The organism is Streptomyces sp. 5-10 (assembly GCF_014712245.1).
In the GTDB taxonomy this organism is placed as follows: domain Bacteria; phylum Actinomycetota; class Actinomycetes; order Streptomycetales; family Streptomycetaceae; genus Streptomyces; species Streptomyces violaceusniger.
Genome location: NZ_JACVYG010000077.1, coordinates 15,470 through 40,903 on the forward strand (window position 1 = coordinate 15,470; position 25,434 = coordinate 40,903).

The 25,434-nt window shown below is 72.9% G+C and carries 19 protein-coding genes; 2 read left to right on the forward strand and 17 right to left on the reverse strand.

What is annotated here, in order from left to right:
* The first annotated feature begins 2 nt into the window (after positions 1-2).
* Positions 3-2,138, forward strand: coding sequence for an acetate--CoA ligase family protein (locus IEJ02_RS44195; RefSeq protein ID WP_191069948.1), 2,136 nt, complete (start codon positions 3-5; stop codon positions 2,136-2,138).
* 265 nt (positions 2,139-2,403) lie between these two features.
* Positions 2,404-3,795: an OFA family MFS transporter gene (locus IEJ02_RS44200; RefSeq protein ID WP_191069949.1), complete on the forward strand. Its 1,392-nt coding sequence runs from the start codon at positions 2,404-2,406 to the stop codon at positions 3,793-3,795.
* Positions 3,796-3,817: 22 nt separating this feature from the next.
* Here the strand turns inward: IEJ02_RS44200 and IEJ02_RS44205 are convergent, their stop codons facing one another.
* From IEJ02_RS44205 to IEJ02_RS44285, 17 genes are all read right to left on the reverse strand, one after another.
* Entirely contained in the window at positions 3,818-4,864 is a 1,047-nt protein-coding gene (locus tag IEJ02_RS44205; RefSeq protein ID WP_191069950.1) for a sugar phosphate isomerase/epimerase family protein, read from the reverse strand.
* The gene (locus tag IEJ02_RS44210; protein ID WP_191069951.1) at positions 4,861-6,318 is read right to left on the reverse strand and encodes an alkaline phosphatase family protein; all 1,458 of its coding nucleotides are present in this window, start codon (positions 6,316-6,318) and stop codon (positions 4,861-4,863) included. The genes IEJ02_RS44205 and IEJ02_RS44210 overlap by 4 nt, the downstream gene beginning before the upstream one ends.
* Positions 6,315-7,493: a metabolite traffic protein EboE gene (eboE, locus tag IEJ02_RS44215; RefSeq protein ID WP_191069952.1), complete on the reverse strand. Its 1,179-nt coding sequence runs from the start codon at positions 7,491-7,493 to the stop codon at positions 6,315-6,317. Before eboE ends, IEJ02_RS44210 begins: the two co-directional genes overlap by 4 nt.
* 13 nt (positions 7,494-7,506) lie before the next feature.
* A complete protein-coding gene (locus tag IEJ02_RS44220; RefSeq protein WP_191069953.1) occupies positions 7,507-8,391 on the reverse strand; it encodes a TatD family hydrolase in 885 nt (294 codons plus the stop codon).
* Complete coding sequence (locus tag IEJ02_RS44225) at positions 8,391-9,101, reverse strand: EboA domain-containing protein (protein ID WP_191069954.1); 711 nt, start codon at positions 9,099-9,101, stop codon at positions 8,391-8,393. Before IEJ02_RS44225 ends, IEJ02_RS44220 begins: the two co-directional genes overlap by 1 nt.
* Positions 9,095-9,997, reverse strand: coding sequence for a sugar phosphate isomerase/epimerase family protein (locus IEJ02_RS44230; protein WP_191069955.1), 903 nt, complete (start codon positions 9,995-9,997; stop codon positions 9,095-9,097). Before IEJ02_RS44230 ends, IEJ02_RS44225 begins: the two co-directional genes overlap by 7 nt.
* A complete protein-coding gene (locus tag IEJ02_RS44235; RefSeq protein ID WP_191069956.1) occupies positions 9,994-10,920 on the reverse strand; it encodes an SCO3242 family prenyltransferase in 927 nt (308 codons plus the stop codon). Before IEJ02_RS44235 ends, IEJ02_RS44230 begins: the two co-directional genes overlap by 4 nt.
* Positions 10,920-12,062 carry an inositol-3-phosphate synthase gene (locus tag IEJ02_RS44240; RefSeq protein WP_191069957.1) on the reverse strand — a complete coding sequence of 381 codons (1,143 nt, stop codon included), beginning with the start codon at positions 12,060-12,062 and terminating at the stop codon, positions 10,920-10,922. Before IEJ02_RS44240 ends, IEJ02_RS44235 begins: the two co-directional genes overlap by 1 nt.
* A gap of 343 nt (positions 12,063-12,405) precedes the next feature.
* Positions 12,406-13,866, reverse strand: coding sequence for a ThuA domain-containing protein (locus tag IEJ02_RS44245; protein ID WP_191069958.1), 1,461 nt, complete (start codon positions 13,864-13,866; stop codon positions 12,406-12,408).
* A gap of 68 nt (positions 13,867-13,934) precedes the next feature.
* Positions 13,935-16,379, reverse strand: coding sequence for a carbohydrate-binding protein (locus IEJ02_RS44250; protein WP_191069959.1), 2,445 nt, complete (start codon positions 16,377-16,379; stop codon positions 13,935-13,937).
* Between the two features lie 359 nt (positions 16,380-16,738).
* Positions 16,739-17,746: a sugar phosphate isomerase/epimerase family protein gene (locus IEJ02_RS44255; protein ID WP_191069960.1), complete on the reverse strand. Its 1,008-nt coding sequence runs from the start codon at positions 17,744-17,746 to the stop codon at positions 16,739-16,741.
* Positions 17,747-17,759: 13 nt separating this feature from the next.
* Positions 17,760-18,950 (reverse strand): Gfo/Idh/MocA family protein, encoded by a 1,191-nt coding sequence (locus IEJ02_RS44260; RefSeq protein WP_191069961.1) that lies wholly within the window; start codon positions 18,948-18,950, stop codon positions 17,760-17,762.
* 60 nt (positions 18,951-19,010) lie between these two features.
* On the reverse strand, positions 19,011-20,063 hold the full coding sequence (locus IEJ02_RS44265) for a substrate-binding domain-containing protein (RefSeq protein WP_191069962.1): 1,053 nt from the start codon (positions 20,061-20,063) through the stop codon (positions 19,011-19,013).
* Positions 20,060-21,007 carry an ABC transporter permease gene (locus IEJ02_RS44270; protein WP_223865442.1) on the reverse strand — a complete coding sequence of 316 codons (948 nt, stop codon included), beginning with the start codon at positions 21,005-21,007 and terminating at the stop codon, positions 20,060-20,062. The genes IEJ02_RS44265 and IEJ02_RS44270 overlap by 4 nt, the downstream gene beginning before the upstream one ends.
* Before the next feature lie 125 nt (positions 21,008-21,132).
* A complete protein-coding gene (locus tag IEJ02_RS44275; RefSeq protein ID WP_191069964.1) occupies positions 21,133-22,662 on the reverse strand; it encodes a sugar ABC transporter ATP-binding protein in 1,530 nt (509 codons plus the stop codon).
* 339 nt (positions 22,663-23,001) lie between these two features.
* Positions 23,002-24,183 carry an ROK family transcriptional regulator gene (locus tag IEJ02_RS44280; protein ID WP_191069965.1) on the reverse strand — a complete coding sequence of 394 codons (1,182 nt, stop codon included), beginning with the start codon at positions 24,181-24,183 and terminating at the stop codon, positions 23,002-23,004.
* Between the two features lie 187 nt (positions 24,184-24,370).
* Positions 24,371-25,434 (reverse strand): DUF6177 family protein (locus IEJ02_RS44285; protein WP_191069966.1); only part of this gene is annotated, 1,064 nt, incomplete at its 5' end.

The following is a 25,434-nucleotide window of genomic DNA, read 5'->3' on the forward strand; positions in this document are numbered from 1 at the left end:
CGGTGACGTATGACAACGATGCCGTGCGCGCGGTGCTGGACGCCGCCCGCGCCGAGGGGCGCACGGCGCTGACCGCCCCCGAGGGGAAACGGATCACCGACGCGTACGGGATCCCGACCCCGGCCGAGGGGCTGGCGGAGTCCGCCGACGAGGCGGTGGCGCTCGCCGACCGGATCGGCTTCCCCGTCGTCCTCAAGATCGTGTCCCCGGACATCCTGCACAAGACCGACGCGGGCGGGGTGCGGGTGGGGCTGACGTCCTGCGCCGAGGTGCGGAGCGCGTTCACCGCGATCGTCGACAACGCCCGTGGCTACGACGCGAAGGCCCGGATCCTGGGCGTCCAGGTGCAGCAGATGATCCCGGACGGCGGGCAGGAGGTCATCGTCGGCGCGGTCACCGACCCCACCTTCGGGAAGGTCGTGGCGTTCGGGCTCGGCGGGGTGCTGGTGGAGGTGTTGAAGGACATCACCTTCCGGCTGGCCCCGGCGACGGAGGACGAGGCGCTGTCGATGCTGGACGGGATCCGCGCCGCCGAGGTGCTGCGCGGGGTGCGCGGCGGCGAGCCGGTGGACCGTGCGGCGCTCGCCGATCTGATCGTGCGGGTCTCCCGGCTGGTGGCGGACTTCCCCGAGATCACGGAGGTCGACCTCAACCCGGTGTTCGCCACCGCGAGCGGGGTGCTCGCCGCCGATGTGCGGCTGCTGATCGGGGACCCGGCCCCGCGGACGCGCCGCCGCTACTCGCGCGAGGAGATCCTGGGCTCGATGCGCCGGCTGATGCAGCCGCGCTCGGTGGCGGTGGTGGGCGCCTCCAACGAGCAGGGGAAGATCGGCAATTCGGTGATGCGCAACCTCATCGACGGCGGCTTCCCCGGAGAGATCCACCCGGTGAACCCCAAGGCCGACGACATCCTGGGCCGCAAGGCGTACAAGACCGTCGGGGACGTCCCCGGCGAGGTGGACGTGGCGGTCTTCGCGATCCCCGCGAAGTTCGTGCCCGCCGCGCTGGAGGAGGTCGGCCGCAAGGGCATCCCGAACGCGGTGCTGATCCCGTCCGGCTTCGCCGAGACCGGTGAACACGAGCTCCAGGCGCGGATCGTGGCCATCGCCGAGGAGCACGGGGTGCGGCTGCTGGGGCCCAACATCTACGGCTACTACTCCACCTGGCAGGACCTGTGCGCCACCTTCTGCACCCCGTACGACGTCAAGGGGCCGGTGGCGCTCACCTCGCAGTCCGGTGGCATCGGGATGGCCATCCTCGGCTTCGCCCGGACGACCAAGACCGGGGTCTCGGCGATCGTCGGCCTCGGCAACAAGTCGGACCTGGACGAGGACGACCTGCTCACCTGGTTCGGTGAGGACGACCACACCCAGTGCATCGCGATGCACCTGGAGGACCTCAAGGACGGCCGGGCCTTCGTGGAGGCGGCGCGGGCCACGGTGCCCCGGAAGCCGGTGGTGGTCCTCAAGGCGGGCCGTACGGCCGCGGGTGCCAAGGCCGCCGGGTCCCACACCGGCGCGCTGGCCGGGGACGACGCGGTCTACGACGACATCCTGCGGCAGGCAGGGGTGATCCGGGCGCCGGGCCTGAACGAGATGCTGGAGTACGCGCGGGCGCTGCCCGTACTGCCCGCACCCCAGGGTGACAACGTCGTCATCATCACCGGCGCCGGGGGCTCGGGGGTGCTGCTGTCGGACGCGATCGTCGACAACGGGCTGTCGCTGATGGAGATCCCGGAGGACCTGGACTCCGCCTTCCGCCGCTTCATCCCGCCGTTCGGCGCGGCCGGGAACCCGGTGGACATCACCGGCGGCGAACCGCCGTCCACCTACGAGGCGACCATCCGGCTGGGCCTGGAGGATCCGCGGATCCACGCCCTGGTCCTGGGCTACTGGCACACCATCGTCACCCCGCCGATGGTGTTCGCCGAGCTGACCGCGCGGGTCGTCGAGGAGTTCCGCGCCCGGGGCATCGCCAAACCGGTGGTGGCCTCGCTCGCGGGCGACACCGAGGTCGAGGAGGCGTGCGCGTACCTCTTCGAGCGCGGGGTCGTGGCCTATCCGTACACCACCGAGAAGCCGGTGGCCGTCCTGGGCGCCAAGTACCGCTGGGCCAGGTCGGCGGGGTTGCTCACGTAAGCGTCTCGCTGGAAGTGCCCCGACCTGCCGTCGATCGTCTGCGGCGCCGTCGTGGCTGGTCGCGCCCACGTGGCGGAGCCGCACATTGACACGGCCCGCGCCCCTTCGNTGGCGGAGCCGCACATTGACACGGCCCGCGCCCCTTCGGGGCGCCACCGAACCGCGGCCGACTTCCACCGATCCGCAGGGCAACCCACGTTTCCCGGAGCACGAAGAGTTTGGACAGGGGGCGCTGGCCGGGTTCCTTCGAAGCCAAGGGGACGACATGAGCACAGCAGAACGACCGGAGGGGGTCCTCCCCTTCCGCGAAGTGCAGGACAGCAAGGGACGTACGTATCGCATCGGCGAGACCGACCGCGACATCCTGGGCCACAGCCGGAAGCTGATGGTCTATCTGCCGTGGATCGCGATGATGGCCATCAGCGTGTCCGAGTACGCGTACGGCTCGGCGGAGGACACGCTCTCGGAGGCGCACGGCTGGACCCAGAGCAACACCTTCTGGATCCTGAGCGTCTGGGTGTTCTTCCAGGCGGGCATCGCCTTCCCGGCGGGGTGGCTGCGGGAGAAGGGGATCCTGACCGCCCGCAAGGCGATGTTCCTGGGAGCCGGACTGTGTCTGATCGGCTTCCTGGCCCTCTCGCACGTGGACAACGTTTTCATGGCGATCGTCGGCTTCGGTGTCATCGGCGGGCTCGGCTCCGGGTTCGTCTACGCCACCTGCATCAACATGGTGGGCAAGTGGTTCCCGGAGCGGCGCGGGGCGAAGACGGGGTTCGTCAACGGAGGGTTCGCCTACGGCGCGCTGCCGTTCATCTTCATCTTCAACTACTGGTTCGACACCGGGAACTTCGACGAGGTCCTGGACCTCATCGGGGTCTATGTGCTGATCGTCGTGGCGGTCTGCGCCTGGTTCTTCAAGGACCCGCCGAAGAACTGGTGGCCCGCCGACATCGACCCGCTGAACCACGCCGGCAACGCCAAGAGCGCGGCGAGCCTGGCGAAGAACCCGCCGGCGGTGCGGCAGTACACGCCCAAGGAGGCCATCAAGACCGGGGTGCTGCCCCTGATGTGGCTCTCCCTGGTGCTCACCGCCGGGGTGTCCATCTTCGGCATCTCCTTCCAGGTCGACTACGCCAAGGAGGTGGGCTTCGGCCCGCTGGTGGCGGCCTCGTCCATGGGCATCATGTCCGTCGTCAACGGTGTCGGACGCGGTGTGGTCGGCTGGCTCTCGGACCTGTGGGGGCGGAAGACGACGCTGGTCTTCGTCATCGTGGTGCTGGGCCTCGCCCAGTTCGGGGTGATCTGGGCCGGCAACATCCACAACGAGGTGCTGTTCCTCTTCTTCGCCTTCCTCTCGGGATTCGGCGGCGGCGCCTTCTACCCGATGTTCGCGGCGCTGACCCCGGACTACTTCGGGGAGAACTACAACGCCACCAACTACGGCCTGGTGTACAGCGGAAAGCTGATCAGCGGGCTGTTCGGCGGCGGCCTCGGCTCGATGGTGGTCGACTCCTGGGGCTACGACGGCGCGTACGCGCTCGCCGGAGGCATCTCCATGGTGGCGGCCGCGGTGGCCCTGCTGCTGCGGCAGCCCGGCCGGCCGCGGATCCGGGGCATCGCCCCGAACCCGCAGCCGATCAGCCGCGAGGCCGTCTAGCCCGGCCGCGCGGGGCCCTCGCTCAGCCCCGTCCGCCGCACCGCAACGACCGCAGATAGCGGGCGGAGCGGCGGGCGGTGGTGAGCGAATCGGCGGGCTGGTCGTGCTCCACCATCCAGTGGTGGTCACGCCGCCCGCCATGGGTCTTGCCGACCGCGCTCAGGAAGCGGCGGTAGTCGATGTCACCGTCCCCGACGTCCACCATCCGGTAGCCGTCGGGGACGGTCTCGTCGTGCTCCCCGTCCTTGACGTGGAAGAGCGGGTAGCGGTGCGGGGCCCGCAGGACGTAGTCCAGCGGCTCGAAGGGCGCCGGGGAGCCGTCGGCCTTCCTTCCGAAGCGGTACTGGGCCACATACGCCCAGTAGATGTCCATCTCCAGGTGGACCAGCTCGGGGTCGGTCTCGGCGAGCAGCACGTCGTAGAGGCGGACGTCCGGCCGGTCGGTGGCGAAGGAGAACTCCTCGGCGTGGTTGTGCTGGTAGAACTTCAGCCCGCGCGCCTTGGCCGCCGCGCCGTAGGTGTTGAACTCCTCCGCGCAGCGCTTCCAGCCGTCCACCGTGGAGCCGTAGCGCCAGGGCCCGGATGCGGTGCCCACATGCGGCAGGCCGAGCGCCTCGGCGTCGTCGAGCACCTGGGTGAGGTTGGTGGCGAAGGTGTACGCCTTCGGGTCGTCGGAGTAGTAGCCGACGTGGCTGCCGATACCGCGCAGCCCGTTGTCCCGCATCAGCCGCTTCAGCTGCTTGAGGGTGATGTCGCCGGTGCCCTGGGTGTAGCCGGCGAACTCCACCTGGTCGTAGCCGTACCGGGCCAGTTCCTCGAAGACGCCGGCGAAGCCGATGGACCGCACCTGGTCGCGGAGGGTGTAGAGCTGGATGCCGAGGTGGCCGCGGGGCACCAGCGGGCCGCCCCGGCCGTTCTGGGCCGACGCGGCGGTGGCGCTGCCCGTCTGGGCGGCCGCGGCGGTGCCGGTGCCGAGCAGACCGGCGGCCGTGGCGCCCGCGGCGACGCCGAGGAATCTGCGGCGGCGGAGGGTCTCGGCGAGTTCGGGGTTGTTCTGGGCCCTCTTCACGGGGTGTCTCCTTCGGTTGCGTTCGTCAGTCCGGCGAGGCGGAGGAGCAGGTTCTTGACGTCGGTGGCGGCCACCTGTCCGCTCACCGCGCCGGGCTGGGAGCAGAGGAGGACGGGGCCGTCCTCCTCGCGGTCCGGGAGGCGGCCGTGGCTGCCGCGCACCGGGGACGGATCGAGCGGGACGACGGCCATGCGGTAGCGCATCCCCGTCTTCTTGCGGGCCAGCGCGGTGGCGGCCCGCACCCGCACATAGGGGTCCTTGGGGTCCATGAACAGCTCGGCCGGGTCGTAGCCGGGCTTGCGGTGGATCTCCACCAGCTGGGCGAAGTCGGGGGCGCGGGCGTCGTCGAGCCAGTAGTAGTACGTGAACCAGGCGTCGGGCGCGGCCACCGCGACCAGCTCGCCGGAGCGCGGATGGTCCAGGCCGTGGGCCTTCTTGCCCTCGTCGTCGAGGAGTTCGGCGATCCCGGGCAGCCCGGCCAGGGCGGCGCGGGTGGCGTCCAGGTCCTCCGCGCGGCGCACATACACATGGGCGAGCTGGTGGTCGGCGACCGCGAAGGCGCGGGAGGCGCCGGGGTCCAGATACTCCATGCCGTCCTGGGTGTGCACCTCCAGCAGCCCGGCGCGGCGCAGCGCCCGGTTGATGTCCACCGGCCGGGAGACCCGGGTGATGCCGTACTCGGACAGCGCCACGACGGTGCGGCCGCGGGCGGCGGCGTCGTCGAGCAGCGGGCCGAGGGCGGTGTCGAGCTCGGTGGCGGCGGAGTGGGCGCGGGGGTCGTCGGGGCCGTACCGCTGGAGGTCGTAGTCCAGGTGCGGAAGGTAGGTCAGCACCAGATCGGTGGGGCTGGTGCGCAGGATGTGGCGGGTGGCGTCGATGATCCACTGCGAGGAGACCAGATCGGCGCCCGGCCCCCAGAAGTGGAAGAGGGGGAAGGTGCCGAGCTTCGCGGTGAGTTCGTCGTGCAGCGCGGGGGGCCGGGTGTAGCAGTCCGGCTCCTTGCGGCCGTCGGCGTAGTAGACGGGGCGCGGGGTGACGGTGATGTCGGTGTCCGAGCCCATCGCGTACCACCAGCAGATGTTGGCCACGGTGTAGCCCGGGTGGGCGCGGCGGGCGGCGTCCCACAACTTGTCGCCGCCTACCAGGCCGTTGTGCTGCCGCCACAGCAGCACCTCGCCCATCTCGCGGAAGTACCAGCCGTTGCCGACGATGCCGTGCTCGGCGGGGGTGGTGCCGGTGAGGAACGTCGACTGGGCGGCGCAGGTGACGGCGGGCAGCACGGTGCCCAGCGCGGCGCGGGAGCCGGAGCGGGCGAGGGCCCTGAGGCGGGGCATGTGGTCCAGCAGCCGGGGGGTGAGCCCGACGACGTCGAGGACGAGGAGGGGGGTGGGGCCGGTCCCGTCGCTCCGGTGGCTCGGGGCGGTCCCGTCGCTCCCGTGGCTCAGGTCGCTCATGGCAGCTCCTTGAGGCCGAGGTCGGTCAAAAGGTCGCGGGCGAGGGCGAGTTCGGCGGCGATGCCGTCGGCGAGCCGGTCGCGGGTGCGGGGGCGCAGCTCGGGCGGGAGCGCCTGCCAGGTGTAGGTCTCCACTTCGAGGTGGCGGGTCAGCGGGGCGGGCCCGCCGACGAGACGGGCCAGGGCGTCGGCGAGCACCGGGAGGGTGGAGGTGAGCGGGGGCTCGGGCGGGGCGTGCAGCGGGACGTGGAAGTGGGACCGCCAGGGCGCGGTGTCCGCCAGCCCGCCGGCGAGCGCCTGGTCGAGGTCGTCGGTGCCGGTGACGCCGCCCTCGGGGGCCCGGGTGCGGGTCTGGTGCAGGAAGCGGGGCTCGGCGAAGGCAGCGAGGGCCTTCCATACGGCGGGCTGCCCCGGGTCCTCGGCGTGCAGCGCCGCGGACAGCTGCGCCTTGACGACCGGGACCCCGGCGGCGGTGAGCGCGCCTATGGCCGTGTGCGGATCCTCGAACTGCGTCGCCAGATGGCAGGTGTCCAGGCAGACGCCGATGCGGTCCGGGGGCGGGCCGCCGGGCGCGGTGAGCGCGTCGATGGCCTGCGCGGTGGTCTCGACGGTGCAGCCGGGCTCGGGCTCCAGGCCGATGCGGACGGACCGGCCGGTGAGCTCCTGGATGGCGTCGAGCCGCTGGGCGAGGGTGGTGAGGTGGCGGCGGGCGGTGCGGGCGTCGTCGGCGTCGAAGGGGGCCCGCCAGGCGAGCGGCAGCGTGGAGACGGAGCCGTCGGTGATGTCGTCCGGGAGCAGCGCTGCCAGCAGCCGGGCGAGGTGGGTGGTGTGCTCCAGCCGCTCCGGGTCGGTCCAGTCGGGCTTGTAGACGCGGTACTTGACCTCCTGGGCGCCGAACCCCTCGTACGGGAAGCCGTTGAGGGTGACCACCTCCAGGCCGCGGGTGTCCAGCGCGGTGCGCAGCCTGCGCAGTTCGGCGGGGTCGGCGCTCAGGGTGCGGGCGGCGTCGCGGGCCAGCCACAGGCCGATGCCGAGCCGGTCGCGGCCCAGGCGGCGGCGGACCGGTTCGCAGTGCAGCCGGAGCTGCTCCACGACGCCGTCGAGGTTTTCGGCGGGGTGGACGTTGGTGCAGTAGGCGAGGTGGACGGTGGAGCCGTCGGGGTGGCGGAAGCGCATGGGGTCCTCCTCCTCACCGTTCCGCCGGCGCGGCGGCCGGGGCGCCGCCGCGCAGGATGGAGTTGCCCTCATGGGTGGCGGTGGCCGCGGTGTCGTCGGCGTCGAGGTCCAGCTCCAGGCGGCCGCTGAGCCCGTAGAACGCGACCGGGTTGCGCCACAGCACCAGGTCGACCTCGTCCTCGGTGAAGCCCTCGGCCCGCATCAGGTCACCCACCTTGCGGGTCTTGAGCGGGTCGCTCCTCCCCCAGTCGGCGGCGGAGTTGACCAGGACCTTCTCGGGCCCGTACGCGCGCAGGATCGCGACCATCCGCTCCTCGTCCATCTTGGTGTCGGGGTAGACCGAGAAGCCCAGCCAGCAGCCGCTGTCCTTGGCCTCCTTGACGGTGGTCTCGTTGAGGTGGTCGACCAGAACGCGGTCCGGGGGCAGCGCGGACTCCGCGACGACGTCGAGGGTGCGGCGCAGTCCGGCCAGCTTGTCGCGGTGCGGGGTGTGGACGAGGGCGGGCAGCCCGTGGTCGGCGGCGAGCTGCAGCTGGGCGGCGAGGGCGGCGTCCTCGGCGGGGGTCATCGAGTCGTAGCCGATCTCGCCGACGGCCACGACGCCGTCCTTGACCAGATAGCGCGGCAGCTCCTCCAGGACGGGGGTGCAGCGCGGGTCGTTGGCCTCCTTGGGGTTGAGCGCGAGGGTGCAGTGGTGGGCGATCCCGTGCTGGGCGGCCCGGAAGGGCTCCCAGCCGAGGAGGGAGTCGAAGTAGTCGTAGAAGCTGGCGGGCGAGGTGCGGGGCTGCCCGAGCCAGAAGGACGGCTCGACGAGGGCGCGCACCCCCGCGGCGTACATGGCCTCGTAGTCGTCGGTGGTGCGGGAGGTCATATGGATGTGGGGATCGAAGATGCGCATCAGGACTCCTCGCGGGTCAGGGCGCGGGGCGCGCCGGGCAGGGCGCGGGTCATGGCCAGGACGCGGTCGAGATCGCCGGGCACGGGGCGCCCGGCGGCGGTGCGCTCACGGGCGTAGTCGCCGAGCATGCGGCCCAGCTCGCCGTCCCCGCGCGCCCGCCGCTCCCAGTCGGCGACGGCGCTGAGGGGCACGCCCGTGAACAGGCACTTGAGCACGGCCTGCCGCCAGCTGTGCGGCGAGAGGTGCCGAGCGGCGTACGGCCCGACGGCGGCGGCCACGAGCCGGGTGTCGTTGGTCCGCAGGGCGTCCTCGACGAGCGGCACGGCGTCGGCCCCGGCGAACAGCCCGAGATGCGGAAGCGCCCGCAGCACGGCCCGGCGCTCGGCGCCCGTGCCGTGCGCGTACAGCCTCGCGACGGTCGGCGCGTCCGCGCGCGCGGCGTGGAGGATGAGGACGCGGGCGGCGTCGGGGAGGTCGACGGGGCCAAGGCCATCAGGGCCAGGACGGTCGGCGGTGACGGGCCGGCCGGTGGCAGTGGTGCGGGCGTGGCGCCCCGCGGAGGCGAAGTCCAACTCCCAGCGGGCGGGGCCGGGAGCGTCCGGGCGCGGCTCGGATGTCGCCGCGTCCGTCAGGGCGCCGTCCAGCCAGGCGCGTCCTGTCTCGTCCAGGCGCTGTTCCACGGCGGCGCGGAGCTCGGTCACGGTCAGCATCGGACGCCTTCCTCGCTCGCGGCCCGTTCGGCGTCCTTGAGGAACCGCAGGGAGGTGCGGGCCAGTTCGGGACCGGCGTGGGAGTGGCGGGGCAGTTCGACGCCGACGAGCCCCCGGTACCCCGCCGCGCGCAGCGCCTCCAGCACCGGCGGGACGTCGATCTCGCCCTCGCCGAGAGGCAGATGCTCGTGCACCCCGCGCCGCATGTCCTCGATCTGCACATGGCGCAGCCAGGGCGCCGCCGCGCGGACACACGCGGCGGGCGGGTCGGGTTCCAGGCACTGGCAGTGGCCGATGTCGAGGGTGAGGCCGAGGGCGGCCGGATCGCCGAGCGCCGCGCGCAGCCGGTGGAAACCGGCGAGGTCGGCGAGGAGGTGCCCCGGCTCCGGCTCGATCGCGAGGGAAACGCCCACCGCCCCGGCGGCCACGACCACCGGCCCGAGGGCGTCGGCCAGCCGCCGCCACGCCGTCTCCCCGGACTCACCGGGCGGCAGCACCCCGCTGAAGCAGTGCACGGCCGGCGCCCCGAGGTCGGCCGCCACCCGCACGGCCCGCAGCAGCAGATCGACCCGGGCGCCACGGGCTCCGGGGTCCGGGTCGAGCAGGCTGGGGTGGTGCTTGCGCCGGGCGTCGAGCACATACCGGGCACCGGTCTCGATCGCGACGCCGAGGCCGAGCCGCTCGAGGTCGCGGGCGACGCGGCGGGTGCGGGCCGCGAGGTCCGGGGCGAGCGGGTCGAGGTGCATATGGTCGAGGGTCAGCGAGACGCCGTCGTAGCCGAGGTCGGCGAGGAGTGCGAGGGCGTCGCTCAGGCGGAGGTCGGTCAGACCGTTGGTGCCGTAGGCGAAGCGGAGGGGTTCCGGGGTGGGGCGGCCGGGGTCGCCGGTGCGGCTCATGTCGCGCTGACCTTTCTCGACAGCCGGCGGGCGAGGGGCATCAGCGCGAGCAACCCGGCGGCCGCACGGTGCGCCCCGGCGCGGGAGGCGAGCACGGCCTGAAGCGGGATCATCGCGCGGATGCCGCTGCCGACGGCACGCTGGAGGAGGTACGGGGACGGGTTGAGCGCGGCATGCGCCAACGGCCGGGCGACCGTGGCCACGTACCCGCCCGCGAGGGCGACCCCCGCGAAGCGGCTGACCGGCGCGCCGTGGCCCGCTTCAGGGCCGCGCCCCGAAGCGGGGCCTGGGCGCCGGGTCGCGGACCAGGCGATGGCGGTGGCCACCGCCAGAGCGCCGAGAGGGGCCGTCGAGGAGCCGCCGGTCGCCTCCCGCCGGGAGACCGTGGTCACCGCGAGGGTGTGGGCACCGAGGAGGGCGGCCGGGCGGAGGGCCGGGCGGATGTGCCCGGCGGAGGCCGTGGCGCCGAGGAGGAGGTCCAGCGCACGGGCGGCGGCCATGGTGGGCGGGCCCGCGGGCGTATTCTTCAGCCCCAGGTCGTACGCCCACACCGTGCCCGCCAGGGCCGTCGCCGTGGCGAGGGCCGGGGGACCCGCGGCGGCAGCGCAGAGCAGCCCGGCGGCGGTCAGCCCGGTCGCGGCGGTCAGCGCCGCGGCCGGGGCGATACGGCCCGACGGCAGCGGGCGCCCGGGGCGCTCCACGGCGTCGATGTCGCGGTCCGCCCAGTCGTTGAGCGCCATGCCCGCCTCGTACAGGCACAGCGACGCGCAGACCGCGAGGGCCGTGCCCCGGTTGGGGCCGCGCCCGGCCGCGGCCGCGCCCGCCAGGCCGTCACCGACCACGGTGAACAGGGCCGAGACCCTGAGCAGTTCGGCCCAGTCCGCGCCCTTCCCGAAGGGCCCCCGTCTCCCCGGCCCGCCCATCACGACCGGCCCCGCAGCCGCCCGGCGAAGCCGATGAGCGCCGCGTACTGGTCGGCGAGGGCGGCCGGGCCGCCGTCCGGGTCCTTGAAGTAGAAGCCGAGTTCGGGGAGCGGCCCGGTGAGGCCCACCTCATGGGCGCGGGCGGTCAGCCGGGCCAGATCGAGGACGAGCGGTGCGGCGAGGGCCGAGTCGCAGCCCTGCCAGATGGTCTGCAGGACCATCCGGGAGCCGAGGAAGCCCTCGAAGGAGACGTGGTCCCAGGCGGTCTTCCAATCGCCGAGCGCGGGCACGTTGTCGATGTGCAGCTCGCCGTCCGGGAGTTCGCCGAGGGTGTCGGAGAGGACCCGCGCCTTGCCCGCGTTCTTGGCCGCCGCGGCGCCCGGGTCGGCGAGGGCGGCGCCGTCGCCGCCGCCGAGGAGGTTCGTCCCCGACCAGCTCCGTACGGCCAGCGCCCGCTGGGCGAACATCGGCGCGAGGACGGACCGCAGCAGCGTCTGCCCGGTCTTGCCGTCGCGCCCCGCGTACGGCAGCCCGGAGCGCTCGGCCCGCTCGCGCACGCGGGGGTGGTGGAGCCCGGTGGAGGGCGTGAAGTTGACGTACGGACACCCGGCGCGCAGCGCGGCGACCGCGTAGAGGGAGCTGGGCGGCAGCGTCCCGGCGTCCTCCGGGGCCGCTTCGGTGGAGGCGACGTTGACGACGACGGCGCGGGCGAGTTGGTGCGTACGGACGAACTCGTCGAGGTCGGCCGAGAAGGCGGCGATCAGCTCCTCCTCGCCACGGCCGTCGCCGGGCTGCGGCCCGCCCGGGCGGACGGCCGCGTCGGCGGCGGCGAGTTCGCCGCGTACGGCGGCGGGCAGCCCATGCGGCAGCACCCCGTCGGCGGCCAGCGCCTCGGCCCGCTTGGGCAGCGGCGTCGTGGCGGTGTCATGGCCGCCGAAGACGAGGTCGGCGAGCGCGGGCAGGCCGCTGTCCGCGAACGCCGCGGTCTCGGTGACCATTCCGGTCGCCGGCTGCAACCCCCCGGCGACGGCGGCACAGCCCGCCACGGCGGTAGTGGCGACGGAACCGCGAGCGCCGATGAGCCAGACCCCCGTACGGGGTGCGTCGCGGAGTGGGGTGATGTCGTCGGGACGGGTGGTCACTGGCTGCCTCCCGGGGGTTGGGCGTGGGTCGCACAGGTGGTTCGGGGTGCCGCGGATCCGCGTCCGCGGCGGGGGTGGGGGGTGGGGATGGGTGTGCGGCGCCGGTTCGGTCGTGGCGCAGGCGTGTCGTGGTCGGGCGGGCGCGGCCGAGGCCGCCCCGCGCCCGGGAGTCGGGGCCGGGGCGGAGCGGCCGGAGCCGCCGGGCGGGTGGCCCGGGGCCGTCCATGTTCCGGCGCTGGACAGGTGGTGGGGGTGGCGGCGGGAGGAGGCGGCGTACTCCTGCCCGCCGCCACGCCGTCCCCACGGCTCCCCTCGGGCCGTCGGGACGGCGGACCGGGGGCGCCTAGCCGTCGTGGTGGTGCTGGTGGTGGCCGCCGCCCTTCGCCGGCAGGTCCTTGACGCGGATGTCGCGGAAGGAGACCTCGTCCCCCTCCCCGTGGTTCTGGATGCCGACGTAGCCCTGGAGCAGGCTGCGCGCCGGGTCCCGGTTGGTGAAGTCGTTGATCTTCACGCCGTTGAGCCAGATCCGCAGCCGCTCGCCCTGCACCCGGATCTCGTACGTGTTCCACTCCCCCGGCGGGTTCAGGGCCGCGTCCCGCTTGGCGAGGTCCGCGGACTGGAAGCCGTAGACCGAGCCGGTGGTGTGGTCGGGGGTGTCCGTGGCGTCGATCTGCACCTCGTAGCCGTTGTTGACCGCCGACCAGGGGTCGTCGGAGGCCGGGAAGCCGACGAAGACGCCGGAGTTGTCGTCGCCCGCCATCTTCCAGTCCAGCTTGAGCGAGTACGAGCCCAGCTCGCGCGCCTGGTACCAGAGCATCCCCATGCCGCCGGTCGAGGTGAGGGTCCCGGACGCGGTGTCGAGGGTGAAGCTCCCGGGGCCCGCCTGCTTCCAGCCGTCCGTCGAGGTGCCGTCGAAGAGCGGGCGGTAGCCCTGCTCGGGGCGGCAGTCGGCGTGGGCGGCGCCGGTGGCGTAGCGGATGCCGCCGAGCAGGTGCTGCCGGAAGGCGGGGTCGGCGTAGGACTCCTTGGTGTGGCCGAAGCCGGTGTAGAAGGCGCGGCCGCCCCGGTACTGCTGGCACCAGGAGATGGGGTGGTCCTCGCCCATCGCGCCGCCCTGGTACGAGGATTCGTTGAGCGTGGCGAGGACCCGCACCCGCTCCCTCGGGTTGGTGCGGTAGTTGTACCACTCATCCGTCCGCTCCCACGTCGGCGCCAGATGCGCGGTCGCGGGGTTGGCCCGGTCCTCGACGTCCACGGTGGCCTTCTGGATCGCGGGGTGGGACTGGAAGTACGCCCCGACCAGGCCCTCGTAGAAGGGCCAGTCGTACTCGGTGTCGGCGGCCGCGTGGACGCCGACGTAGCCGCCGCCCGCCCGCACATAGCCCTCGAACGCGGACTGCTGGGCGGTGTCGAGGACGTCGCCGGTCGTGGAGAGGAAGACGACGGCGTCGTAGCGGGCGAGGTTGTCGGGGGTGAAGGCGGCGCCGTCCTCGGTGGCGTCCACGGCGAAGCCGCCCTGCGCGCCGAGTTCCTTGATGGCGGCGATGCCGTCGGGGATCGAGTCATGGCGGAAGCCGGCCGTCTTGGAGAAGACCAGCACCCGGTCGTCGGCGGCGCCGGAGGGGGCGGCCCCGGACGCGGCGGCGGGCAGGGCCGTCAGGGCGAGCAGCAGCGTGGCCCCGACGGCGGCGAGCCGCGCCCCACGCGATCCGGAGCGGCGCCGGGACGCGGGTTCGGGCCCGCGCCCGGAAGGGGCGCCCGAGCCGGAGTCGGGTCTGGAGTGCGCAGAGGTGTGCGGGTGCATAACCGTCGTGCTCCTTCCTCCCGGGCCGGGGCGGCGGCCGCGCACGGCCGCCGCCCCGGCCCCGGTCGTCAGCCGGTGCCGATCGTGAAGTCGTCCACGTCGAAGAGCGCTCCCGCACCGCCCTTGAAGACGAGGGACAGCGTGGTGGTACCGGTCGGCGGCTTCGTCAGCGTCGTCTTGACGTCCTGGAAGGTCTCCCAGTCACCGGTCACCGGCACGGTGACGGTGCCGAGCAGCCGTCCGGTCGGGGAGCCGCTGCGGATCTCCAGCGTGCCGCCGGCGCCCGCCGAGGAGACCCGTGCGGTGAAGTTCTTGGCGTTGCCCAGCACATACGGGGTGAAGGAGATCCAGTCCCCGTTCTCGATGTTGCCGACCGTCTTGCCGCCGTTGGCCGGGGTGTGGTTGATCACCGAGACGCCCTGGCTGTCGTCGTAGTGCTCGGCCTGCCGGTGCTTGGGCTGGACGATGGACTGGTCGTGGGTGGTCAGCGGCGGCTGGCCGCCCCCACCGCCGTCGGTGTACTCGGCGTCGAAGACCCCGAAGATGTTGGCGTTGGGGTCGTGCTCGCCGTCCGCGTTGGTCTTGATGGTGCCGGAGCAGCCGTTCGCGGAGGTGACGGGGTGGCCATGGCTGTCATGACCGAGGATGTAGGTGACCTTGACCTTGGCGCAGTCGACGGTCCCGTCCTCCGGGTCGGTCACCCTGACCTTGAACGGCACCTCGTCGCCGAAGCTGAACAGCTGGCCGTCGGCTGGCAGTTGCAGCGACACCTTGGGCGCGGTGTTGCCGACCGTCAGGTGCACATTGGCGCTGGCGGTGCGGCCGGTGGGGTCCTTGACGGTGAGGGTCGCGGTGAAGGTGCCGTTCTTCTTGTAGGTGTGGGTGGGGTTGGTGGCGGCGGAGGTCGTGCCGTCACCGAAGTCCCAGTGGTAGCTGAGGGTGTCGCCGTCGGCGTCCGAGGTGCCCGCCGAGGAGAAGGCGACCTTCATGGGCGCCTTGCCGGAGGTGCGGTCGGCGCTCGCCTCGGCGATGGGCGAGTGGCCGTCGGTGGCGTTCTCGATCCGGTAGAGCGCGGAGTGCTCGTCGCCGTTGAAGTAGCCGAGACCGTAGTCGAGGACGTACAGCGCGCCGTCCGGGCCGAAGGCCGAGTCCATGACCTGGGTGCCGGACCACGGGAAGTCGTTGATCTTCTGCACGGCCCCGTCGGCGCCCTGCTCGATCCGCTTGATCCACTGGCGGCCGAACTCCCCCGCGAAGAAGTTCCCGTCGTAGACTTCCGGGAACTTCACCGGGGAGTCGAGCGAGGCGTCGTAGCGGTAGACCGGCCCGGCCATCGGCGACTCGGAGCCGGAGCCGAACTCGGGCACGGAGTCGTTGTCGTACGGGATCCAGGCGGGCTGGGCGGGCGGCAGATCGGTGAGCCCGGTGTTGTACCGCGAGGTGTTCTTGGGCGCGGCGCAGTCGAAGGCCGGGCCGGAGGTGCCGGTGGCGAAGTCGTAGTCGCGGTACGGCTTGTTGTCGGCGATGCAGTACGGCCAGCCGTAGTTGCCGGGCTTGGTCACCCGGGCGAACTCGACCGCGCCACCGGGGCCGCGCTCGGGGTTGGCGGCTCCGGCGTCCGGTCCGTAGTCACCGACGTAGACCGTGCCGGTCGGCTTGTCGACGCTGATCCGGAAGGGGTTGCGGAAGCCCATCGCGTAGATCTCGGGCCGGGTCTTCTCGGTGCCGGGCGCGAAGAGGTTGCCGTCCGGGACGGTGTACGAGCCGTCGTCGGCCACCTTGATCCGGAGGATCTTGCCGCGCAGGTCGTTGCTGTTGCCCGCGGAGCGCCGGGCGTCATAGGCGGGGTTGCGGTTCTCCCGCTCGTCGATGGGGGTGAAGCCGTCGGAGGCGAACGGGTTGGTGTCGTCGCCGGTGGAGAGGTACAGGTTGCCGTCGGCGTCGAAGTCGATGTCGCCGCCCACGTGGCAGCAGATGCCGCGGGACGCGGGGACGTCGAGCACCTTCTTCTCGCTGCCGGTGTTCAGCGTGCCGTCGGCGTTGAGGGTGAAGCGGGAGAGGCGATTGACGCCGTCGAACTTGGCGAAGTCGGCGGCCGTGCCCTCGTTGGGGGCGTCACCGGCGGGGGTGTCGAGCGGGGGCGCGTAGTAGAGGTAGATGGCACGGTTGTCGGCGAAGCCGGGGTCGACGCCGACGCCCTGGAGCCCTTCTTCGTCGTGCGAGTAGACCGGCAGCTTGCCGGACACCTTGGTCTCGCCCGTGGCATCGGTCAGCCACAGGGTGCCGTCGCGCGAGGTGTGCAGCACGGAGCGGTCGGGGAGCACGGCGAGCGTCATGGGCTCACCGGTCTCCTCGACGCCCTTGGCGAGGGTGACCTGCTGGAACTGCTCGGCGTCCGCGGCGGGTTGATCCGCGCCCGCCGGCGGAGCGGTGAAGGCGAGCCCCGCGCCGACGAGCAGTGCGCTCGTGACGAGCGCGAGGGGTCCGCGCAGTCGAAGCCTTTTCCTGTGCACGCTGATCCTCCGTGGAAAGAGGGGGGTACGGGCGGGCCGTGAGGCCGCCGTGACTGGCACAGGCGCGCGCCGTCGCGCCGGGATGACCGGTCCGGGACGAGGGGCCCCTATGTGACCGGTACATCTCAAGGACCGTAGCGGGGTTTGTCCGGTCCGGAAACCCCTTTGACACAAAACAGGTGCTGCTTCATCCACGGCCAGGACAAAGCTGGGTGGGGGCGCGGTGTGCGGTCCCCCACCCAGGGGCCCTTGGGGCGGGTCCTCGATGCCCGGACGGGCCGGGCCGGACCTTGACTCCGACCGGAGCCCGGCCGAACCCGATCCCGGCCGGAGCCGGGCCGGGCCGGGCCGGAGCCGGGCTACTTGTCCCCGCCGCCGAACGCCGCGTCGAACGACGCCGTCGGCGGGTCGAAGTCGAAGTGCTTCAGCCGGGCCAGCGCCTCCGGGGCGCCGGTGAGCCGGTCCATCCCGGCGTCCTCCCACTCGACCGACACCGGACCGTCGTACCCGATCGAGCGCAGCATCCGGAACACGTCCTCCCACGGCACATCGCCATGGCCCGCGGAGACGAAGTCCCAGCCGCGGCGGGGATCGCCCCAGGGCAGATGGGAGCCGAGGCGGCCGTTGCGGCCGTCCAGCCGCTTCCGGGCCTCCTTGCAGTCCACGTGGTAGATCCGGTCCCGGAAGTCCCACAGGAAGCCGACCGGGTCCAGGTCCTGCCAGACGAAGTGGCTGGGGTCGAAGTTGAGCCCGAAGGCGGGGCGGTGGTCCACGGCCTCCAGGGCCTGGTGGGTGGTCCAGTAGTCGTAGGCGATCTCGCTGGGGTGCACCTCGTGGGCGAAGCGCACGCCCTCGGCGTCGAAGACGTCGAGGATCGGGTTCCAGCGCTCGGCGAAGTCCTCGTAGCCCCGCTCGATCATCCCCGGCACCACCGGCGGGAACATCGCCACCAGATGCCAGATGGAGGAGCCGGTGAAGCCGATGACGGTGCGGACCCCGAAGGCGGCCGCGGCGCGTGCGGTGTCGGCCATCTCGGCGGCGGCCCGCCGCCGGACCCCCTCCGCGTCGCCGTCGCCCCAGATCCGGGCGGGCAGGATGGCCTTGTGGCGCTCGTCGATGGGTGAGTCGCACACGGCCTGGCCGACCAGGTGGTTGGAGATGGCCCAGCACGTGAGGCCGTACTTCTCCAGCAGCTCGCGCCGCCCGTCCAGATAGCCGGACTCGCCGAGCGCCCGGTCCACCTCGAAGTGGTCGCCCCAGCAGGCGAGTTCCAGGCCGTCGTAACCGAAGTCACGGGCCAGCCGGCACACCTCCTCCAGGGGAAGGTCGGCCCACTGGCCGGTGAAGAGCGTGAAGGGTCTGGGCATTCCGGCCTCCTCCTCAGACGGGTACGGGGGTGTAGACGCAGTTCTTCTCCGCGCTCTCCTCCACGGCGGCCAGCACCCGCTGCACCTGCAGCCCGTCCTCGAAGGACGGCTCGGGGCCGGTTCCGTCGGCGATCGCGAGCACCATGTCCCGCGCCTGGTGGACGAAGGTGTGCTCGTAGCCGAGGGCGTGGCCCGGCGGCCACCACCCCTCGAGGTAGGGGTGCTCGGGCTCGGTCACCAGGATCCGGCGGAAGCCGGAGTCGATGGCGGGCTCGGTGTGGTCGTGGAAGGACAGCTCGTTGAGGCGTTCCAGATCGAAGACGAGCGAACCGCGATCGCCGTTGAGCTCGATCCTGAGCGAGTTCTTACGGCCCGCGGCGAACCGGCTGGCCTCGAAGGAGGCCACCGCACCGGAGCCGAACCGCCCGGTGAACAGCGCCGCGTCATCGACCGTCACCGGTCCGCGCGCCGCCCCGCCCGCCCCGGAGCCGCCGAGCCCCGCCACCGCCCCGGCGGGCAGCGGCCGCTCCCGGATGAACGTCTCGGTGAGCGCCGAGACGCCGACCAGCCGCTCCCCGGCCAGATGCTGCGCCAGGTCGACGATGTGCGAGCCCAGGTCGCCGAGGGCGCCGGAACCCGCGTACTCCCGCCGCAGCCGCCACACCAGGGGGTACTCCGGGTCGACGATCCAGTCCTGGAGATAGGTGACCCGGACGTGCCGCAGCACGCCGATCCGCCCGTCCGCCACCATCCGGCGGGCGTACGCGATCGCGGGCGCGCGGCGGTAGTTGAAGCCCACCATCGCCACCTGGCCGCGCTCCCGCGCCCGCCGCGCCGCCTCCACCATGGTCTCCGCCTCGGCCACGGAGTTGGCGAGCGGCTTCTCGCACAGCACGTGCTTGCCCGCCTCCAGGGCCGCGATGGCGATCTCGGCATGGCTGTCGCCGGGGGTGCAGACGTCGACGACCTGCACATCGTCCCGGGCGATCAGCGCCCGCCAGTCGGTTTCGGCGGCGGCCCAGCCGTGCCGGTCCGCGGCGGCCCGTACGGCGTCCGCGTCGCGCCCGCAGACGGCGGACATCGCGGGGCGGGCGGGGAGGTCGAAGACACGGCCGACGGTACGCCAGCCCTGGGAGTGGGCGGCGCCCATGAAGGCGTAGCCGACCATGCCGACGCCGAGTGTCTTCCCTTCAGGAATTTCCATGGGACTCCTTCTGACGATCGCAAACCGACGCGAGGTGGGGGGTCTGGCCCTCAATCGGGCTCAGCTGAATCCCGTGGGGAGGTATTCGTCCACGTTGTCCTTGGTGACGACGGCGGAGTAGAGGGTGAGGGAGGCCGGGATCTCCAGCTCCGCGAGACCGCCGACGCCCTTGCCCTGGCCGAGCGCGCGGGCGAGGTCGATGGCGGAGGCGGCCATGGTGGGCGGGTAGAGCACGGTGGCCTTCAGCACGCTGTTGTCGGCCTTGATGGCGTCCATGGCGTGCTTGGCGCCCGCGCCGCCGACCATGAGGAAGTCATCGCGCCCGGCCTGCTTGATGGCGCGCTCGGCGCCCACGCCCTGGTCGTCGTCGTGGTTCCACAGGGCGTCGAAGTCGGAGTGGGCCTGGAGCAGCTGGGCCATCTTCGCCTGGCCCGACTCGACCGTGAACTCGGCGGCCTGGCGGCCGACCTTCTTGATGTTGGGGTAGTTCTTCAGGGCGTCGTTGAAGCCCTCGGTGCGCTGCCGGGTCAGCTCCAGGTTGTCGATCCCCGCCAACTCGATGACCTTGGCGTTCTTCTTGCCCTTGAGCTGCTCGCCGATGTAGCGCCCGGCGTTGAGGCCCATGCCGTAGTTGTCGCCGCCGATCCAGCAGCGGTACGCCTGCGGGGAGGCGAAGATCCGGTCGAGGTTGACCACCGGGATGCCCGCCCGCATCGCCTTCAGCCCGACCTGGGTGAGCGCCTTGCCGTCGGCGGGCAGGATGACCAGGACGTCGACCTTCTTGTTGATGAGGGTCTCGATCTGGCCGATCTGCTGGGCGGTGTCGTTGGAGCCCTCGGTGGCCTCCAGGTGGACGTCCTTGTACTCCTTGGCGCGCCGCTTGGCCTGCTCGTTGATGGCGTTGAGCCAGCCGTGGTCGGCCTGGGGCCCGGCGAAGCCGATGGTGACCGCCTTACCGGGCTTGTCATCGGCCGTGTTCGCGGCCTGCTTGGCGTTGTCGCCGTCGTCGTTGTTCTCGTTGCTGGTGCACCCGGCGGCGAACAGCGCGCCCGCCGCGGCGGTGCCCAGGAGAAGGTTTCTGCGACTGGTGGTGGGGCTCTTGGCATACCTCATGGCGTCGAACGACCCTTCTGTACCAGGACGGCGGCGACGATGATCGCGCCCTTGGCGATCTGCTGGACATCGCTCTGAAGGTTGTTCAGGGCGAACAGATTGGTGATGGTGGTGAAGACGAGGACGCCGAGGACGGAGCCGGTGATGGTGCCGCGGCCGCCGCTGAGCAGCGTGCCGCCGATGATCGCGGCGGCGATGGCGTCGAGTTCGTAGAGGTTGCCGTTGGTGTTCTGGCCCGAGCCGGTGAGGACGACCAGCATGAAGGCGGCGACGCCGCAGCACAGCCCGGAGAGCAGATACAGCAGCAGCCGCTGCCGCCGGACGTCGATGCCCGCGAGCCGGGCCGCCTCCGCGTTGCCGCCGATGGCCACCGTGCGCCGGCCGAAGGTGGTGCGGTTGAGCACCAGCCAGCCCACCGCGGTCACGGCGGCGAAGATGATCACCAGCGGCGGTATGCCGAGGACGTAGGCGTCCGGAAGCCCGAGGTCCAGGACCTGGTTGACGGTGACGACCTGGGTCTTGCCGTCGCTGATCTGCAGGGCGAGACCGCGGGCGGAGGCGAGCATCGCGAGGGTGGCGATGAACGGGACCATCCCGCCGTACGCGATGAGCACCCCGTTGACCAGTCCGCAGCCGAGCCCCACCAGGACCGCGCACAGCAGGATGCCGCCGAGTCCGTAGTCCTGGGTGGCGACCGTGGTGGCCCACACCGAGGCCAGCGCGACGATGGCGCCGACCGACAGATCGATGCCGCCGCTGGTGATGACGAAGGTCACGCCGACGGTGACGACGCCGATGACGGACGCCTGGGTGAGCACGAGCTGGAGGTTGTCGGGCTTAAGGAACTCGTCGGGCTTGGTGAAGCCGCCGACGGCGATCAGCACCGCCAGCACCCCGACGAGGGAGAGGTTGCGCAGGTCGGCCAGGCGCCGCAGCCTGCTCAGCGGATCGGTGTCGGTGCGGCCGGCCGGCGGCTTGCCGACCGGACCGGCCGTCAGCGTGGCGCCCGCGCCCGGTACCGGGGCGGGGTCGGCCGGGGGCCGGGACGCCGGCCTGCTCCCGGGTGAATTCACGACGGGCTCCCTTCCATGACGAGATCGAGGACGCGGTGCTCGTCCAGCTCCCGCGCGGGCGCCGTATGGACGACGCGGCCCTCGCGGAGCACCAGCACCCGGTCGGCGAGGCCCAGGACTTCGGGCAGTTCGCTGGAGACGAGGAGGACGGCCATGCCGTCGTCGGCGAGTCGGCGGATCACGGCGTACAGCTCGGCGCGGGCGCCGATGTCCACCCCGCGCGTCGGCTCGTCCAGCAGCAGCACCCGGCAGCCGCGCAGCAGCCAGCGGGCCAGTACGGCCTTCTGCTGATTGCCGCCGGACAGGGTGCGCACCGGCCGCTCCGGGTCGTCGGGGTGCAGCGACAGATCGCGGACGCACCGGCGGGCCGCCGCCCGCTCCGCGCCGCGGTCCACCCATCCGGCGCGGGAGAAGCGGGTCAGCGAGGAGACCGAGACATTGCGGGTGACGGACTCCAGCATCAGCAGTGCCTGCGCCTTGCGCTCCTCGGGGGCGAGGCCGAGCCCGGCGCGCACGGCGGCGGTCACACTGCCGGGGCGCAGCGGGCGGCCGTCCACCAGGACCCGGCCCGAGGTGGGGCGGCGGGCGCCGTAGACGGTCTCCAGGATCTCGGACCGCCCGGAGCCGACGAGCCCGGCGAGCCCGACGATCTCGCCGGGCGCCACCTCGAGGTCGATCGGCTCGAACTCCCCCGCCCGGCCCAGGTTCTCCAGCCGCAGCACGGGCGTGGCGGAGGCGACCGACGGTGCCGTGGAGCGGCGCGGGAACGCGTACTCCACGTCCCGGCCCGTCATCAGGGCCACGATCTCGCGGGTCGGGGTGGTGCGCGCGGGCAGCCCACGGGCCGCGGCGCGGCCGTCCTTGAGCACGGTGACGCGGTCGCCGATCCGGCGGATCTCCTCCAGCCGGTGCGAGATGTACACGACGGCGACCCCGGCGGCGGTGAGATCGCCGACGATGCGGAAGAGGTTGTCCACCTCGTCGGGGTCGAGGGCCGCGGACGGCTCGTCCATCACGATCAGCCGGACGTCGTGGGAGAGCGCGCGGGCCATCGAGACGATCTGCTGCCCGGCCGCGGAGAGGTCCCCCACCAGCCGCCCCGGGTCGATCTCGGGGTGCCCGAGCCGGGCGAGGAGGGCGGCGGTGGCGGTGCGGGCCGCGCGGGACCGGACGAAGCCGCCGGTGGCCATCTCATGGCCGAGGAAGACGTTCTCGGCGACGGACAGCCCCTCCACCAGGTCGAGTTCCTGGTAGATGGTGGCGATGCCGAGGCGCATGGCGGCGATGGGCGATTTGAGGGTGACCGGTTCGCCGCGCCAGCGGATCTCGCCGCTGTCGGGCTGGTGCGCCCCGGCGACCACCTTGATGAGGGTGGACTTGCCCGCGCCGTTCTGGCCGAGCAGACAGTGCACCTCGCCCGCTGCGACATCGAGGTCGACGCCGTCCAGGGCCCGTACGCCGGGGAAGGACTTGGTGATCGCGGACATGGTGAGGAGTGGGCGCGGGTCGGGTGGTGCCGGTGCCATGGCGGGCCTCCTCGGCGGTTCGCTCGATGCGGTGCGGTCGCTCGATGCGGTGCGGGACGCTGGGGCGTGCGGGTGGCTGGGCGTGCGGGACGCTGGGGCGTGCGGGTGCGCGGCGGGGCGTCATGGGGTGGGGCGGTGCTGTGGTGGGGTGTCGGGGCGCGACGGGGTACGGCACGGCCCGGTGGTGTCGGGTGGTGCGGCTCGGTGGTGCGGCTCGTGTCTCGACGTGGCGTACGTCGGGGGGCGGGTCGGATGCCGTGCTGCTGCGCTGTGCTGGGATACGGCCCGCCCGTGGCGGGCGGGGTGGGGCCGTCGGACCGTCAGGCGGTCAGGCGGCCGTCATGCCGGTGAGAAGAGGTGGTCGCTGATCAGGCGGGCGGCGCCGGTGACCCCGGCGGCCGGGCCGAGTTCGCCCAGCACGATGGGGAGGTTGCCGGTGGCCAGGGGCAGGGACTGGCGGTAGACCTGGGTCCGTATGGCGGCGAGCAGCGTATGGCCGAGCCCGGTGACACCGCCGCCGATGACCACCAGACCGGGGTTGAAGAAGCTGACGAGCCCGGCGATGACCTGGCCCGTACGGGTGCCGCCCTCCCTGATGAGGTCGAGTGCGGTCGCGTCGCCCGCCGAGGCCGCCGCGGCGACGTCCGTGGCGGCGAGGCTGCCCACGTCCTCCAGCCGGGCGGCGAGTTCGGCGGACCGGCCGTCGCGGGCGGCCGCCTCGGCGTCGCGGGCCAGCGCCGCGCCGCCGAAGTACGCCTCAAGACAGCCGTGGTTGCCGCAGGCGCAGGGGCGGCCGTCGGGTTCGGCCTGGATGTGGCCGATGTCGCCCGCGCTGCCCGTCGTCCCCCGGTAGACCTCACCGCCGACGACGATCCCGCAGCCGATACCGGTGCCGATCTTCACGCAGAGGAAGTCCTTGACGGAACGGGCGACTCCCGCGTGCTGCTCCCCCATCGCCATGAGGTTCACATCGTTGTCGACCATGACCGGGCAGCCGAGTTCCTGGCTGAGCGCCTCCCGTACCGGGAAGCCGTCCCACCCCGGCATGATCGGCGGCGCCACGGGCACGCCCTCGGGGAACCGCACGGGTCCTGGCACTCCGATGCCCGCCCCGTCGAACCCCTCGGCCACCCCGGACGCCCGGAGCTTCGCGGCCATGTCCAGCACCTGCTCGAAGACCGCCACGGGCCCCTCGCGCACATCCATGGGCTGGTTGAGGTGGCCGAGAATCTCCAGTTCGGCATTGGTCACGGCGACGTCCACGGAGGTGGCGCCGATGTCCACGCCGAGCAGCCGCAGCCCGGGCGCGAGCCGGATGTTGTGCGAACGCCGGCCGCCCCGCGAGGCCGCCAGCCCGTCCGCGACCACCAGCCCGGTCTCCAGCAGCCGGTCGATCTCCACGGCCAGCTTCGAACGCGACAGGTCGATCTGATCGCCCAGCTGGGCACGGGAGTTGGGGCCGCCGTCGCGCAGCAGGCGAAGCAGTCGCGCCTGATGCGCGTTGGCCGGTCGTGCCGTCATGCGCCTCACGCTGCCCCTCCCGCCGTCATCGGCATCCACATGGCCGGGCTTTCACGGGGAACGTAGCAGCGGTTGTCGGGAGTGGGAAGAACTTGCGCCGCAATTGGCTTCGACTTTCTCCTGTCTCAGGACAAAGTGAGGCGCGCACGGGTGCGCCTCGAGTGTCCCTCGGGTGGCCGGCGGCGCTTCAGCCCGGCTGCCTCAGATGGCGCATGAGCTGCTCGAACAGCGCCCAGCTCGAGGGTGAGCTCCCGTCGCCGAGCGGATAGTAGAAGCCCGGGCGGGCCGCGGGCCCCAGCGGCACGGGCCGGGCGGGCAGCGGTGTGCGCCGGGCGAAGGTGAGGCCGACGTCCTGTGTCTCGTCGGCTCCGAGCGCGAAGCCGACCGGGACGGCGGGCGGTTCGAGGCGGGCGGGCAGGCTCAGGTCGCGGCGGGCGGCCCGCAGCTGGACCAGCAGCGACTGGAGCCGGTGCTCGGTCACCAGCGTGGCCGCGAGGTCGGGCAGGGCGTCCAGCGGCGGCTTCTCGCCGGGGCCGTAGCCGAAGGCCAGCGTCACGTCCTGTTCGACGCCCCGGGCGGTCCGCTCCACGCGCAGCGTGGCGATCGCGGGCCGGTCGGCACGGCCCACCGCGACCACCCAGGTGCTCTCCGGGGCGCGGTCGCGGGCGAGGGCGGTCAGGGCCTCGCACGACCAGGGCAGGTTGACGGGCTCGGCGGTGCTCCAGCCCTCGGGGGGACCACCGGTGACGGCGGTCCATGCCGCCTCGAGGGGCCCGCCGAGGACGAGCCGCTCCTCGGCCGACAGCACGGTGCGGAAGGACAGGGCCAGTTGGCGTTCCCCGGTGTCCTCGGCGCCCTCGAGGAAGGCCGGGGCCACCGGTGTGCGCTCCGGTTCCGCCTCGACCGGGGTGAACCCCCCGTCGTGCCAGCGCAGCACGGCGCCGGAGAGCCCGTCGTAATAGCCGCCGCCCTCGTCGTCGCGCACCACCCAGCGGGACGGCAGCCCGGTGAGCGAAAGGCGCGTGGGCAGGCTGAGCCGGGAGGTCGCGGGGGTCACGATCTGGACGGCGCGGTCGCTGGCGGCCGCGGCCCGTATCGCGTCCGAGAGCCAGGCCGTCATGGCGACCACGGGTCTGTCCTGGAGCACCACCGCCGTACGCTCGGTGAGCACGTCGACGGCGGGCTGGGCCGCGGCCGGGGCGGCGGACGCGGCGCCGGCGCCGGACCGTGCGGCCCCGGCGCCGGGCTGCG

Coding starts and splice junctions, on each gene's coding strand:
- IEJ02_RS44235 (WP_191069956.1), bottom strand. CDS start 10,920: ATGGGCGGGCCGGGGAGACGGGGGCCCTTCGGGAAGGGCGCGGACTGG.
- IEJ02_RS44220 (WP_191069953.1), bottom strand. CDS start 8,391: ATGCGCATCTTCGATCCCCACATCCATATGACCTCCCGCACCACCGAC.
- IEJ02_RS44210 (WP_191069951.1), bottom strand. CDS start 6,318: ATGAGCGACCTGAGCCACGGGAGCGACGGGACCGCCCCGAGCCACCGG.
- IEJ02_RS44265 (WP_191069962.1), bottom strand. CDS start 20,063: ATGAGGTATGCCAAGAGCCCCACCACCAGTCGCAGAAACCTTCTCCTG.
- IEJ02_RS44200 (WP_191069949.1), top strand. CDS start 2,404: ATGAGCACAGCAGAACGACCGGAGGGGGTCCTCCCCTTCCGCGAAGTG.
- IEJ02_RS44225 (WP_191069954.1), bottom strand. CDS start 9,101: ATGCTGACCGTGACCGAGCTCCGCGCCGCCGTGGAACAGCGCCTGGAC.
- IEJ02_RS44245 (WP_191069958.1), bottom strand. CDS start 13,866: ATGCACCCGCACACCTCTGCGCACTCCAGACCCGACTCCGGCTCGGGC.
- eboE (WP_191069952.1), bottom strand. CDS start 7,493: ATGCGCTTCCGCCACCCCGACGGCTCCACCGTCCACCTCGCCTACTGC.
- IEJ02_RS44230 (WP_191069955.1), bottom strand. CDS start 9,997: ATGAGCCGCACCGGCGACCCCGGCCGCCCCACCCCGGAACCCCTCCGC.
- IEJ02_RS44275 (WP_191069964.1), bottom strand. CDS start 22,662: ATGGCACCGGCACCACCCGACCCGCGCCCACTCCTCACCATGTCCGCG.
- IEJ02_RS44280 (WP_191069965.1), bottom strand. CDS start 24,183: ATGACGGCACGACCGGCCAACGCGCATCAGGCGCGACTGCTTCGCCTG.
- IEJ02_RS44255 (WP_191069960.1), bottom strand. CDS start 17,746: ATGCCCAGACCCTTCACGCTCTTCACCGGCCAGTGGGCCGACCTTCCC.
- IEJ02_RS44260 (WP_191069961.1), bottom strand. CDS start 18,950: ATGGAAATTCCTGAAGGGAAGACACTCGGCGTCGGCATGGTCGGCTAC.